This is a genomic window from Gemmobacter sp. LW-1 (assembly GCF_001303875.1).
Taxonomy (GTDB): Bacteria; Pseudomonadota; Alphaproteobacteria; order Rhodobacterales; family Rhodobacteraceae; genus Gemmobacter; species Gemmobacter caeni.
Genome location: NZ_LJSC01000043.1, coordinates 13,838 through 26,831, shown reverse-complemented (window position 1 = coordinate 26,831; position 12,994 = coordinate 13,838). Strand labels below are relative to the sequence as shown.

Below are 12,994 nucleotides of genomic sequence, written 5' to 3'. Positions count from 1 at the left end.
TCTAGCGCAGCGCCCTGAGCGTGCCGGAATCCCCCCGCCACAGCGAGTTGCGGGCACCGCCCTCGTCGCCCGGCGCGGTGTCGATCTCGTCCATGTCGTAGAGGGTGAGGATCGAAAGATAGTCCTCCATGATTTCAGAGGTATAGGGCAGCATCAGCGCCCCGCAGCGGCTGTCGCGATACATCCGCTCCAGCGGCAGGCTGCGCAGCATGGACTGCCCGCCGCAGGTGCGAATAGCCATCGAAGTCATCTCGGCCGCGCCTTCCATCACGTTATACTGTGCGGCATACATGCGCATGACCTCACCCTTGGTGGGAAAGCCCTTCGCTTCGGTAAACGCCTGCCACCAGAGGGCGCGCATATTGGCAAGGCGGGCATACATCTTGCCCACCGCAACGCGCTTGGTCGCATACATGCGACGGTCGATGGGCGGCTGGCCCGGCACCTTGCCCTTCAGGTAGGCCACCGTGAAATCAAACGCCCCCTGCGCGACGCCCATATAGGTGGGCGACAGCGTCGCCATCATGTGCGGCCAGTTCGGCAGCGTCTTGCCGAAGATGCCGCGCGGCATCAGCAGATCATCCCCGGTGACGAAGACATCCTTCAGGATCAGGTCGCGCGAATTGGTGCCGCGCATGCCCAGCGGATCCCATTCGCCCTTCACGCTGAGACCCGGCGCATCCTTGTGGACGACGAACAGCATCGTGTCCTCGTGCTGCGGCTCTACCCCCTCGAACACCTCGGTGCAGACGATGGTGTAGTAATCGCAATAGCCTGCCAGCGAAGCGAACTTCTTGAATCCGTTGATGCGCCATCCCCCATCCACCTTGCGGCACTGGGTCTGGTTGGGTTTCGAGGTCCAGTTCTGCCCGCCCTCGGAGATCGGTTGCGAGAAGATCGCCCGTTCCGCAATGGCACGGCGGAACTGGCGGTCGCGCAGCGGGGCGAAGGCCGCCTTTTCCTCGGGCGTCAGGTTCGGCATGTCGAACATGAACCGCGACCAGGCCATCGAGGAATTGTGCATGTTGAAGGTCAGCGCAGTCGCCCCGCAGTATTTGGCGATCTCAGCCCCGACCATGGCATATTCCCACATGGAAAAGCCCCAGCCGCCATATTCCTCGGGGATGCAGAGACCCAGAAAGCCCTCCTCCGCCAGATCACGGTAGTTTTCCACCGGGAAGCTGGCCTCGTCATCCACCGCCCTTGCGCGGGCGGCAAATCTCGTGGCGCCAAGCTCATTCACCCGGCGCAGCTTTTCCAGCACAACGGGGCGGATGCGGCTGATGTCGTAGTAATCGGCCGGGTCGCTCATGGGCGGGTGGGCGGTGATCGCGCTCTGGTCGGTCATCAGGCAAGCTCTCCTTGCAGAACGCCGTCGCGAACGACGACGCGCCCGTCGAGGGCAATGGTGCAGTTCCTCATCGGAAGATCGAAATGGCCGAGCGTGTAGCGCCCCGCATACTGATTGGCCCCGGTGGACCACAGGAAAGACCCGGCCAGCGCGCGGAATTCCACCGCCTGCATGTCGCGCTTGTCGTACATCGCCGCCGAGATCCAGCGCGCACCGGGATGCATCCCCCAGCCGACATGGCTCATGCCATAGGCGTTACGGTCATCCCAGGCTTCCATGTATTCGCGGAAATGCAGCGCATCGATGCCGTCACCCCGGATCGCGGTGACGAAATCATTCTCGATGGTGAAGTCGATCTGGCTGGTCAGGTAAGTCTTGAAGGTCAGGTTCATGTCACCGACCCCCATGACGATGCGACCGTTGACCGCATTCCTGCCGGGAAAGGCGAGGCACAGGCCGCCCGGCCAGTGCGCCACCGCGCCGGGTGTGGTGCCAAAGCCCGCTGTCCCGCCGCAGGGGGCGCCGCGCAGATCCACCGTCAGATCAGTACCAAGCGCCGAAGTCACCCGCATCTCGGACGCTTCACGCAGCATCTGGATACCCAGTTGCACCTTCGGACCGTGTTCGGCCTTCGGCTCGGTCCGTTCCAGGATTTCGGGGTGTTCGTTGGTGATGACCAGCAGGCGGGTGTTCCCCGCCTCCTCGATCTCCGGCCATTCCGGGGCGTGGATCAGCCCCTCGACCGTACAATCCACAATCACCTCGACGCGTTTAAGCGCCTCGATCACCGCGCGATTGCCCTGGATCGCCCAGGAGGTGCCGGTGGATTTGACCGGGACCGGCGCGGTCTGCACCGGGGTGGGCATCTGGATCATGCAGAAATCCGCCCCCAGATCATAGGCGGCCAGTTCCGACAGATGCACCAGCACCGGCCGCGACTGGGTTTCCGAAAGGATGGCGACGGGTGTGCCCTGCCCGATCCCGTTCAGCGCGAAGACGCGCCGGAAACAGGCAAGCCATTTCCCCTCGATGCGTTCCTGAAGCATCGGTTCCTCATTCCCTGTTGACGATTCGCGTTCGCGCGAATTTCTTAACTCTGTAGTTAAGATTTTATCGCAGCCCGGATTCTGTCAACAGAATTTTCGAAAATATTAAAAACGTCGAAAATTCAGCGCCATGGCAGACTGGAGCTGACAGATCTCGGGCAAAATGCTGCCGCGGATGGCAAAGGCTGGCGTCGCTGAACCGCGCGACGGTGCGTGGGCAAGATGCGATGGAACATAGCAACAGCCCGTCCCCGCCCGCGCGCCAGAGGCCGCCCCTCCTGCCGCAACGCAGTGACCAGCGCCGGAGACGAAGCCCCGGAATGACCGACATGACCCACAAGGACCACAAAATGCGGACCCATGCCCAAGCCGTTGTCATCGGCGGCGGCCTCATCGGCTGTTCGATCCTCTATCACCTTGCGAAGCTTAGCTGGCGCGATGTCATCCTGCTGGAACGGTCAGAGCTGACCTCCGGCTCCACCTGGCATGCGGCGGCGAATATCCACGGGCTGCATGATGTCACCAATATCTCGCGGCTTCAGCACTATACGATGACGCTTTACAAGCAGCTCGAGGCCGAGACGGGTCAGGGTTGCGGCATCTTCCAGCCCGGTTCGCTGTATCTGGCACAGACCGAGGCACGCGAACACCAGTTGCGGATTCAGGCCGCCAAGGCCCGCCGCTACGGAATGAATTTCCACGAAATCAGCCGGGACGAGGCCGAGCGTCTGCATCCTCTGGTCGATTTCGACGGCATCCGCTGCATCATGTATGAACCCGACGGCGGCAATGTCGATCCATCGGGCGTGACCATGGCCTATGCCGCAGGGGCCCGCCAGATGGGGGCGGAAATCATGCGCTTCACCCCCGTCACCGGGACGGAACCGCAGCCCGACGGCAGCTGGATCGTGCGCACCGACAAGGGCGACATCCGCAGCCCCTGGGTCGTCAATGCCGCAGGGCTCTGGGCGCGCGAGGTGGCGCGGATGGCGGGGGTCGAACTGCCACTGATCCCGACGGAACATCAGTATTTCGTCACCGAAACCATCCCCGCCATCGCGGATCTGGGCCGCCGCCTGCCTTCGGTCGCGGATCGCGACGGCGAATATTACCTGCGGCAGGAAGGGCTTGGCCTGCTGGTCGGCGCCTATGAAAAGAACATGAAGTTCTGGGCCGAGGACGGCACGCCGCAGGGGTTTGGCCACGAGCTTTTCGCCGACGATCTGGAACGGATCGAGCCGAATATGATGCGCGCCATTGACCGCGTGCCAGCGGTGGGCGCGGCGGGTATCAAGCGCGTCATCAACGGGCCGATGATCTGGTCGCCCGACAGCGCGGCGTTGTTCGGCCCGGTGCCGGAACTGACCGGCTATTTCTGCTGCAACGGCATCATCCCCGGTTTTTCGCAATCCGGGGGGTTGGGCAAGCTTGCGGCGGAATGGATCGTCGAGGGGGAGCCCTCGCTCGATATGTTCGGCTGGGACATGGCGCGCTTTGGCCACTGGGCGGGGCGGGCTTTCACCAAAGCGCGGGTCGAAGATCAGTATTCCCACCGCTTCAAGATCCACTTCCCGAATGAAGAACGCGCTGCGGGCCGCCCGGTCCGCACGCGCCCGGCCTTCGCGATGCAAAAGGACATGGGTGCGATCTTCGGGCTGAACTACGGCTGGGAGCATCCCCTGTGGTTTGCCGCCGAGGGCGAGCCGGATCATGAGACCTGCGGCTTCACCCGGCAGAACTGGTGGGCGCCGGTCGGGCGCGAGGCGCGGATGCTGCGCGAGCTCGCCGGGATCATCGACATCTCGAACTTCGCGAAATACAGCGTCACCGGGCCGGGGGCTGAGGACTGGCTCAACGCGTTGTTCGCCAACCATATGCCCAGGGCGGTGGGGCGGTCCTGCCTGACGCCGCTGATCGGCCGGCGGGGCGGCATCGCGGGCGATTTCACCGTGACCCGGCTCGGGGCAGAGGAATTCCTGATCGTGGGCTCCGGCATGGCCGAACGGTTTCATTTGCGGTTCTTCCGTCAGATACCGCTGCCCGAAGGCACCCGTTTCGCAAGCCGGACTGAGGCGATATGCGGTTTCAACGTCGCCGGACCAAAGGCGCGCGATCTGCTGTCGGGGCTGACCGGGGCCGATCTGTCGGACACGGCCTTCCCGTTCATGCGTTCGGCCCGCATCAGCGTGGCGGGGGTGGATTGCGTGGCGATCCGCGTCAGCTTTACCGGCGATCTGGGGTGGGAACTGCACTGCGCCGAGGCCGACCAGACCCGGCTTTACGCCGCGCTGCTGGACGCTGGCCGCGCCCTTGGTGCCGGTCCGGTGGGCAGCCGTGCGCTGATGAGCCTGCGGATCGAGAAGGGTTACGGCTCATGGGGCCGGGATTACAGCCCCGAATACTGGCCGCAGGAAAGCGGGCTGGACCGGCTGATCAGGGCTGACAAGGACTTCCTGAACAAGGCGGCGTGGCAGAGCATTGCCGGTCACGCCCCCCGCGCCGTGATGACCATGCTGGAAATCGACGCGGCAGATGCCGATGCCACAGGCGGGGAGCCGATATTTCTGACCGACGGCACGCCCGTCGGGCAGGTGACTTCCGGCGCCTATGGCTATTCCGTCGGCAAGTCACTGGCCATCGCCTATCTGAAGGCAGGGACGACGCAGCCCGGTGACACGGTCCATGTGGCGATCCTTGGCCGTCCGCATACCGCGCGGGCTCTCGCTGAACCGCCCTTCGACCCCGATGGCAAGCGCCTGCGCGGCACAGGCTGAGCGATGGCGGGCGTCACCGACGCCCGCCGCCCGGGTCTTAGCCAAGGCTCAGACAGGCGTATTTCAGTTCCGTGTAATCCTCGATCCCGTGGCGGCTGCCCTCGCGGCCCAATCCCGATTGCTTGATGCCGCCGAAAGGCGCCACCTCGGTCGAGATGAGGCCGGTGTTCACCCCGACCATGCCGTATTCCAGCGCCTCCATCACCCGCCAGACCCGGCCGAGGTCACGGGTGAAAACGTAGGATGCCAGCCCGAATTCGGTGTCATTTGCGGCGGCGATCACCTCGGCCTCGGTATCGAACCGGAAGACCGGGGCCAGCGGGCCAAAGGTTTCCTCGTGCGCAATCTGCATATCCGCCCTGACGCCGGAAAGGACGGTAGGCTGGAAGAAGGTGCCCTCCAGCCGCGCGCCGCCGGTGGTGACGACCGCGCCTTTTGCGCGGGCATCCACCAGATGCGCTTCAACCTTGGCCAGTGCGGCGACGGAGATCAGCGGCCCGATCTCGCTGCCTGCCTCATCGCCGGGGCCGACCCGCAGGGCCGCCACAGCCTCGGACAGGCGCGCGACGAAGGCATCATGGATACCGGCCTGCGCATAGATACGGTTCGTGCAGACGCAGGTTTGCCCGGCGTTGCGGAACTTCGCCACCAGCGCGCCCTGCACCGCCGCCTCCAGATCCGCATCATCAAAGACAATGAAGGGGGCGTTGCCGCCAAGCTCCAGCGACAGTTTCTTGATCTGCGCCGCGCCCTGCCGCATCAGGATGCGGCCCACGTTGGTCGAACCGGTGAAGCTGATCTTGCGCACCGCCGGGTTTTCGCAGAACTCCAGCCCCAACCCGACCGCATCGATTGACGGCAGGACCGACAGCACGCCCTTCGGCAGCCCGGCGCGTTCGGCCAGCACCGCCAGCGCCAGTGCCGACAGCGGGGTTTCCGCCGCCGGTTTCGCCACGATGGTGCAGCCTGCCGCCAGAGCAGGTGCAAGCTTGCGGGCGATCATGGCATTGGGGAAGTTCCAGGGCGTGATCGCGGCCACCACGCCGACCGGCTGACGCAGCACCAACAGCCGTTTGTCCCGCTGATAGCCGGGGATGATCTCGCCGTAAAGCCGCTTCGCTTCCTCGGCGAACCATTCGATGTAAGAGGCGCCATAGAGGATCTCGCCCTTCGCCTCGGCCAGCGGCTTGCCCATCTCGGCAGTCAGGATCGCGGCAAGGTCGTCGGCATTGGCGATGACCAGATCATGCCAGCGCCGCAGAAGTGCCGCACGTTCCTTGCCTGTCAGCGCGGCCCAGCCGGGTTGCGCCGCCTGCGCGGCCGCGATGGCCGCCGCGGCGTCAGCGCGCGTGCAATCCGCCACCTCGGCCAGCAGGCTGCCGCGTGCAGGGTCATGCACCGCGATGTGGCTTCCGCCCTGCACCCAGACCCCGGCGAGGAAGGCGCGGGTTTCCAGCAATGTCGGATCGTTCAACCGCATCGCTTACCCCCGCACGAAGGCATGGGCGGCCTCGGGCGACCAGCGCACGTTGAGCCGGTCACCGCGCGCCACGCGGCCTGCCAGCGGATGACCGAAGTTCAGCCGCACGGTCAGCGCATCGCCCCAGTCGGTGCGCGCCGCGACCGAAGTACAGTTCCCGAGGAAGGTTATGTCCTGCACCGTCACCGGCAGCGAGGCACCCGCCGGTCCGGCCTCGGGGGTCAATTCCATCCGCTCGGGGCGCAGCATCAGATCGGCCGCCTGCCCCTCTTGCCCGGCGCCATGCAGTGGCACATCGATGATCTGCTGCCCACCCTCGAACCGGATCGCAGCGCGGCCACCCTTCAATGAGGCCAGACGGCCCGAAAGAAAGGCGCTGTCGCCGATGAAATCGGCCACGAAATGCGTGGCGGGATTGGCGTAAAGCTCTGGCCCAGTGCCAACCTGTTCGATCTTGCCACGGTTGAAGATGGCAATGCGATCCGAGAGGCGCAGCGCCTCTTCCTGATCGTGTGTGACGTAAAGGATGGTCACCCCGGTTTCCTGATGGATGCGGCGGATTTCGAACTGGATTTCCTCGCGCAGCTTCTTGTCCAGCGCAGAAAGCGGCTCGTCCATCAGAAGGACCGGAGGATCATAGACCAACGCCCGCGCAAGGGCCACGCGCTGCTGCTGGCCGCCCGACATCCTGGCCGGCATCCGGTCCTCGAACCCGTCCAGCCGCACCAGTGACAGCGCGCGCTTCACCTTTGCGGCCACCTCGGCCTGCCCCATCCGGCGCACGCGCAGCGGGAAGGCGACGTTCTCGCCCACGCTCAGATGCGGGAAAAGGGTATAGCGCTGGAACACCATGCCGATGTTGCGCTTGTGCGAAGGCGTGCGCAGGATCGACTGCCCGCGCAGGCGGATGTCGCCCGCCGTCGGGTCCTGAAAGCCTGCCAGAATATAAAGCGTGGTGGACTTGCCGGAGCCTGATGGGCCGAGGAAGGTCATGAACTCGCCTTCTGCGATGGAAAGCTCCACATGATCGGTCGCCACGACATCGCCATAGGTCTTGCGGATGCCGTTGATGTGCAGGAAGGGCGTGGTCATTCGGATTTGCCTTTGCGGATCAGGGCGGCGACGATCATCAGGATCACCGTCAGCGCGACAAGCAGGGTGGAGGCGGCGGCGATCACCGGGGTCAGATCCTGCCGCAGCGTCGTCCAGACCTTCACGGGAAGCGTCTGAAGCGCGGGGGAGGCCATGAAGATCGCCAGCACCACCTCATCCCAGGAGATGAGGAAGGAAAAGATCGCGGCCGAGAACAGGCCATGGCGGATGCCCGGCAGGGTGACGCGCAGCCGCGCCTCCCACGGGCTTGCGCCGCACAGGATGGCGGCATCCTCGATCGAAGGGTCAAAGGTTTCCAGCGCGCCGGAGATGGTGATGATGGCAAAAGGCAGCGCCACGATCAGATGTGCGATGACAAAGCCGGGCAAGGTGCCGTTCAGCCCCAACCGCAGGAAGGCCGCGTAAAGCGCCACGGCGACGATGACCACCGGCAGCACCATCGGCGTCAGGAAGAAGGCACGCAGCACCGCCCGGCCCCGGAAGGTGCCGCGCACCAGCGCCATCGAGGCCAGCAACCCCAGCACCACCGACAGCACCATGACGATGACCCCGATCTTGGCCGAGGTCAGCGCCGCCCCGATCCAGCGCGGATCGGCGAACAGCTCCTCATACCATTTCAGCGTCCAGCCCGGTGGCGGAAAGATCAGCCAGCGGGACGATCCGAAAGACAGCGCCACGATGAACAGGATCGGCAGCAGCAGAAACAGCGCCATCACTGCACAGATGGCCGACAGCGCCCATTTCCACGCGCCCAGCTTGTCGAAATCCAGAAGCATCAGCGCGCCTCCGCCTGATCGAAGAACCGCAGTTGCACGGCATAAAGGCCGAGCGTGACGACCAGCAGCACGAAGGCTGCCGCGCCGCCCATGCCCCAGTTCACAAGGCTTTGCACCTGTTGGGCGATCAACTCGGCCAGCATCATGTTGGCGGTGCCGCCCAGAAGCGAGGGGGTGACGAAATAGCCCAGCGACATCACGAAAACCATCAGCCCGCCAGAGGTCAGCCCCGGCCCTGCCAGCGGCAGCAGCACCCGGCGCAGGGCCTGCGCCCTGGTGGCACCGCACAGCGCGGCGGCTTGCAGGATGGCGGGGTCGATCTTCCTGATGACGCCCAGCAGCGGCAGGATCATGAAGGGAAGCATGATATAGACCATGCCGATGGTCACGCCGATCAGATTGTTGGTCAGTTGCAGCGGCTGGTCGATCAGCCCTATGGCCTTCAGCATACGGTTGATCAGGCCCGTCTGTTGCAGCAGCACCATCCAAGCATAGGTGCGGGCCAGCAGATTGGTCCACATTGACAGCAGGATGACAGCAAAGATCACCGCCGACCAGCGGGCGGGCATGATGGCCAGTGCCCAGGCAACGGGGAAAGCGATCAGCACGGTGATGGCCGTCACCACCCCTGCCACGAAGAAGGTGTTGAAGAAGATCTTCGCATAAGTCGTGCTGCCCAGCAGGGTCGCATAGTTCTGCAAGCCCGGCGCGGGCTCGGTCACCGAACGCATCAGCAGGAATGCGACGGGGATGACGAAGAAAGCCAGCAGCAGCAGGATCGCGGGCATGGCGAAGCCCAACCCCGAACCGCGGCCGCCGGAAGTGGCGGAGAGCATTGCAGAACCTCCAGAAAGTCGGGAAATGGCCCGGATGCCCTCGGCGGTCATCCGGGCGGTCGTTCAGGCGTTACTGCGCCTGCCAAGCGTACCAGCGGTTGCCGATCTCGTCACGGTGCTCCGCCCAATAGGCCATGTCGGCATTCACCTGCACCGCCGTTTGCGCATCGGGCAGCGTGGCACGAACCGCCGGGTCCATCAGATCGGCCGACCCGAGGTTGACGGGCGCATAGCCGGTCGCGGCGGCAAAGGCGGCCTGCCCCTCCGCACTGGTCGCTTCGGCGATGAACTTCATCGCGGCGTCCTTGTGGGCGGTGCCCTTCGGCACGACCAGCGCGTCGGCGGCGGTAATGTTCTGGTCCCAGCTGATGCCGACCGGCATACCGTCAGCTTGCAGCGCGGCCAGACGGCCGTTCCAGAAGAAACCGATCGGCGCCTCGCCGGAGGCGAGAAGCTGCTGCGACTGCGCGCCCCCTTCCCACCAGATGATATCGGACTTGATGGTATCCAGCTTGGCAAACGCCCGGTCCAGATCCAGCGGATAGAGCGCATCCGGGGCCACGCCATCGGCCAGCAGCGCCGCCTCGATCACACCGGGGGCCGACCATTTGTAGAAGGTCCGCTTGCCGGGAAATTTGGTGGTGTCGAACAGATCGGCCAGCGTGGCGGGCTGCGCATCGCTGAAATTTGCCGGGTTCCAGCCCAGAACGAAGGAATAATAGAACGAGCCCACCGCGTAATCCGACACGAAGCGCGGGTCGAGCTTCGCCTTGTCGATCACCGTGAAATCCAGCGGCTCCAACAGGCCCTGCTTCCCCGCTTGCAGCGCCCAGTCAAATTCCGCATCGACCACATCCCAGGTCACGGCACCCGCCTCGACCATGGCTTTGATCTTGCCATAGTCGGTTGGCCCGTCCTGCATCACACCAGTGCCGGTTTTCTCGGTGAAGGGCTGGGCCCAGTTGGCGGCCTGCGCATCCTGGGTTGTGCCGCCCCAGGAGGTGAAGACCATATCCTCGGCCATGGCGGCATGCGCCGTCACGGCGCTGGCGACGGCCAGCGCGAACATCGTTTTCTTCATGGCATTCTTCCCTGTTGTGTTTTCAGTTTTCAGCGCATGACGAACGGGTCCGGGATCGGATCGTCCGAGGTGCGCAGCCACACGGTCTTCACCGTCGTGTAGTCCAGCGCCGCCGCCAGCCCGCCCTCGCGGCCATGGCCGGAAAGACCGTGGCCACCAAAAGGCGCGATGGGAGAAACGGCGCGATAGGTATTCACCCAGACGATGCCGGCGCGGATACCGCGGATCATCCGGTGCGCCCGCGTCAGACTGCGGGTGAACACGCCCGAGGCAAGGCCATAGGCGGTGTCATTGGCCAGTTGCAGTGCCTCGGCCTCGGTGTCGAAGGTGACGACGGAAAGGACCGGGCCAAACAGTTCTTGCCTGACCGAAGGCGCATCGGGCACGTCGGAACAATCAAGGATCGTCGGCGGATAGTAAAAACCCGCGCCTTGCGGCATCTGCCCGCCGGTCACGAGCTTTGCCCCCGCCGCCAGCGTTTCCGTCACCAGCCCGTGCAGCCGGTCGCGCTGCCGCGCGGTGCACAGCGGGCCGACCTCGGTTGCCATCGCATCGGGGGCGCCGATGGCCACCGCCTCTGCCTTGGCCTTCAGCCGCGCAAGGAAAGCATCCTTCACGCTGCGCTGCACCAGCAGGCGCGAACCGGCGACACAGCTTTGCCCGGTGGCCGCGAAGATGCCTGCCACCTGCGCATTGGCCGCGCTGTCCAGATCGGCGTCGTCAAACACGATGAAGGGTGACTTGCCGCCCAGCTCCAGCGAGGTTTTCGCAAGGTTCTCGGCAGACGCGCGCACGATATGCCGCGCGGTCTCCGGCCCGCCGGTGAAGGCGATATGGGCAACCTTCGGATGGGTGGTCAGCGCCACCCCCGCCTCGGGCCCGCCGGTCAGGATGTTCACGACCCCGGCGGGGAATCCCGCCTGATCGACCAGCCGCGCGAATTCCAGCAGCGGCGCGGGGCCGTCCTCGCTGGCCTTCAGCACCACCGTGCAGCCAGCTGCCAGCGCCGGGCCCAGCTTCACCGCGCTGAGGAACAGCTGGCTGTTCCACGGCACGATGGCCGCCACCACGCCCACGGGTTCACGCCGCAGCCAGACCTCCATATCCGGTTTGTCGATGGGCAGATGCGCGCCCTCGATCTTGTCGGCCAACCCTGCGTAATAGCGATAGTACTCCGCGACATAGGCGATCTGCGCGCTGGTCTCGCGGATGATCTTGCCGGTATCACGGGTTTCCAGCGCTGCCAGACGCGGCGCCGCTTCCTGCACCAGATCGGCCAGACGATAAAGCAGCTTGCCCCGCGCGGTCGCCGTGGTCGCGGCCCAGGCGCCAAAGGCCCGGTCCGCCGCCACCACCGCCCGGCCCACATCTTCGGCCGAGGCGGCGGGCATCCGCGCCCAAGGCGTGCCGGTCGCGGGGTCGATGCTGTCGAACCCCTGCGCGGCATCCTCGAAACGCCCGTCGATATAATGCTGGAAACGGTCCATGGTCTGTCCTCAGGCGAAGGCGGGCATCACGTCGCGGATGAAGCGTTCGAGCGAAGCCTTTTTCCGTGCAAAGCTCATGCCGCTGTCGATCCAGAAGCTGAACTCATCATAGCCCATCGCCTCATAGGATTTGATGCGTTCGATAACCTCGGGCGCCTCGCCAATGATCTGGTTCTTACGCATCGCCTCGGCTGAATAGAACGGATGGGCGGCGACATCCTCAGGGGTCAGCGTTTCGATCAGACCCATCGAGATGGGACGTTCATTTTTGAACCAGGCGCCGAAGTAGTTGTAGAACATGTTCAGCTCCTCCGCGCCCTGCTGCGCATCGGCCTCGCTGTCCGCGACATAGGTGTGGCGCAGGACCATGATCCTGGGCCGGGCAATCTCAGGGAATTTGGCGCAGGCCGCGTTGAAACGCTCCATCAGGCTTTGCACTTCCTCATCGCCCAGATGCAGCGGCGTCACCTGCACGTTGCAGCCCTGCGAGACGGCAAATTCATGGCTGTTCGGATCACGCGCCGCCACCCAGATCGGCGGGTGCGGCTGCTGCATCGGCAAGGGCGCGGAGGTGGTTTTCGGGAACTGCCAATATTCGCCGTCATGGGCATAATCGCCCTGCCACAGCGCCTTGATGGCCGGCACCAGCTCGCGCATCCGGCCGCCCGCGCCCCAGGCATCCATCCCCGGCATCAGCCGTTCGTATTCGAAGTTGTAGGCGCCGCGTGCGATACCCAGTTCCAGCCGCCCGCCGGTGATGATGTCGGCCATCGCCGCCTCGCCCGCCAGCCGGATCGGATGCCAGAACGGCGCGATCACTGTGCCGGTGCCCAGACGCACGTTCTTCGTCTGATGCGCCAGATCGACGAGGTTCAACAGCGGATTGGGCGCGATGGTGAAGTTCATGCCGTGATGTTCACCCGTCCAGATGGCATGCATCCCGCCTTCGTCGGCAATCCGGCACAGTGCGATCATCTCGTCGTAAAGCTGCTTCTGGTCCTCTTCGGCCGAGACGCGCTCCATATGGATGAAAAGTGAGAATTTCATGGG

Annotated in this window: 10 protein-coding genes; 1 reads left to right on the top strand and 9 read right to left on the bottom strand. The window is 64.7% G+C overall.

Annotated features, from left to right (window positions below):
* Position 1 precedes the first annotated feature (1 nt).
* Complete coding sequence (locus tag AO684_RS11375) at positions 2 to 1,348, bottom strand: acyl-CoA dehydrogenase family protein (protein WP_235451272.1); 1,347 nt, start codon at positions 1,346 to 1,348, stop codon at positions 2 to 4.
* Positions 1,348 to 2,397 carry a hypothetical protein gene (locus tag AO684_RS11370; protein WP_054302865.1) on the bottom strand — a complete coding sequence of 350 codons (1,050 nt, stop codon included), beginning with the start codon at positions 2,395 to 2,397 and terminating at the stop codon, positions 1,348 to 1,350. Before AO684_RS11370 ends, AO684_RS11375 begins: the two co-directional genes overlap by 1 nt.
* Before the next feature lie 350 nt (positions 2,398 to 2,747).
* Between AO684_RS11370 and AO684_RS11365 the strand changes: the two genes are divergently transcribed.
* Positions 2,748 to 5,171 carry an FAD-dependent oxidoreductase gene (locus tag AO684_RS11365; RefSeq protein ID WP_054303034.1) on the top strand — a complete coding sequence of 808 codons (2,424 nt, stop codon included), beginning with the start codon at positions 2,748 to 2,750 and terminating at the stop codon, positions 5,169 to 5,171.
* 37 nt (positions 5,172 to 5,208) lie between these two features.
* Here AO684_RS11365 and AO684_RS11360 read toward each other — a convergent pair whose 3' ends face one another.
* The 7 genes from AO684_RS11360 to AO684_RS11330 all read right to left on the bottom strand — a co-directional run bounded on the left by AO684_RS11360 (position 5,209) and on the right by AO684_RS11330 (position 12,991).
* Positions 5,209 to 6,651, bottom strand: coding sequence for an NAD-dependent succinate-semialdehyde dehydrogenase (locus tag AO684_RS11360; protein ID WP_054302864.1), 1,443 nt, complete (start codon positions 6,649 to 6,651; stop codon positions 5,209 to 5,211).
* Positions 6,652 to 6,654: 3 nt separating this feature from the next.
* Positions 6,655 to 7,743, bottom strand: coding sequence for an ABC transporter ATP-binding protein (locus AO684_RS11355; protein WP_054302863.1), 1,089 nt, complete (start codon positions 7,741 to 7,743; stop codon positions 6,655 to 6,657).
* Positions 7,740 to 8,540, bottom strand: coding sequence for an ABC transporter permease (locus AO684_RS11350; RefSeq protein WP_054302862.1), 801 nt, complete (start codon positions 8,538 to 8,540; stop codon positions 7,740 to 7,742). The genes AO684_RS11355 and AO684_RS11350 overlap by 4 nt, the downstream gene beginning before the upstream one ends.
* Entirely contained in the window at positions 8,540 to 9,376 is an 837-nt protein-coding gene (locus AO684_RS11345) for an ABC transporter permease (protein WP_054302861.1), read from the bottom strand. Before AO684_RS11345 ends, AO684_RS11350 begins: the two co-directional genes overlap by 1 nt.
* Positions 9,377 to 9,446: 70 nt before the next feature.
* Positions 9,447 to 10,457 carry an ABC transporter substrate-binding protein gene (locus AO684_RS11340; RefSeq protein ID WP_054302860.1) on the bottom strand — a complete coding sequence of 337 codons (1,011 nt, stop codon included), beginning with the start codon at positions 10,455 to 10,457 and terminating at the stop codon, positions 9,447 to 9,449.
* Positions 10,458 to 10,486: 29 nt separating this feature from the next.
* Positions 10,487 to 11,944: an aldehyde dehydrogenase gene (locus AO684_RS11335; protein ID WP_054302859.1), complete on the bottom strand. Its 1,458-nt coding sequence runs from the start codon at positions 11,942 to 11,944 to the stop codon at positions 10,487 to 10,489.
* A 9-nt stretch (positions 11,945 to 11,953) separates the two neighbouring features.
* Positions 11,954 to 12,991, bottom strand: a complete 1,038-nt coding sequence (locus AO684_RS11330) for an LLM class flavin-dependent oxidoreductase (protein ID WP_054302858.1) — start codon at positions 12,989 to 12,991, stop codon at positions 11,954 to 11,956.
* Positions 12,992 to 12,994: the final 3 nt, after the last annotated feature.

What these genes read in the sequence shown, in the direction of transcription:
- AO684_RS11375 (WP_235451272.1), bottom strand. Translation starts at nt 1,348, where the DNA reads ATGACCGACCAGAGCGCGATCACCGCCCACCCGCCCATGAGCGACCCG.
- AO684_RS11370 (WP_054302865.1), bottom strand. Translation starts at nt 2,397, where the DNA reads ATGCTTCAGGAACGCATCGAGGGGAAATGGCTTGCCTGTTTCCGGCGC.
- AO684_RS11365 (WP_054303034.1), top strand. Translation starts at nt 2,748, where the DNA reads ATGCGGACCCATGCCCAAGCCGTTGTCATCGGCGGCGGCCTCATCGGC.
- AO684_RS11360 (WP_054302864.1), bottom strand. Translation starts at nt 6,651, where the DNA reads ATGCGGTTGAACGATCCGACATTGCTGGAAACCCGCGCCTTCCTCGCC.
- AO684_RS11355 (WP_054302863.1), bottom strand. Translation starts at nt 7,743, where the DNA reads ATGACCACGCCCTTCCTGCACATCAACGGCATCCGCAAGACCTATGGC.
- AO684_RS11350 (WP_054302862.1), bottom strand. Translation starts at nt 8,540, where the DNA reads ATGCTTCTGGATTTCGACAAGCTGGGCGCGTGGAAATGGGCGCTGTCG.
- AO684_RS11345 (WP_054302861.1), bottom strand. Translation starts at nt 9,376, where the DNA reads ATGCTCTCCGCCACTTCCGGCGGCCGCGGTTCGGGGTTGGGCTTCGCC.
- AO684_RS11340 (WP_054302860.1), bottom strand. Translation starts at nt 10,457, where the DNA reads ATGAAGAAAACGATGTTCGCGCTGGCCGTCGCCAGCGCCGTGACGGCG.
- AO684_RS11335 (WP_054302859.1), bottom strand. Translation starts at nt 11,944, where the DNA reads ATGGACCGTTTCCAGCATTATATCGACGGGCGTTTCGAGGATGCCGCG.
- AO684_RS11330 (WP_054302858.1), bottom strand. Translation starts at nt 12,991, where the DNA reads ATGAAATTCTCACTTTTCATCCATATGGAGCGCGTCTCGGCCGAAGAG.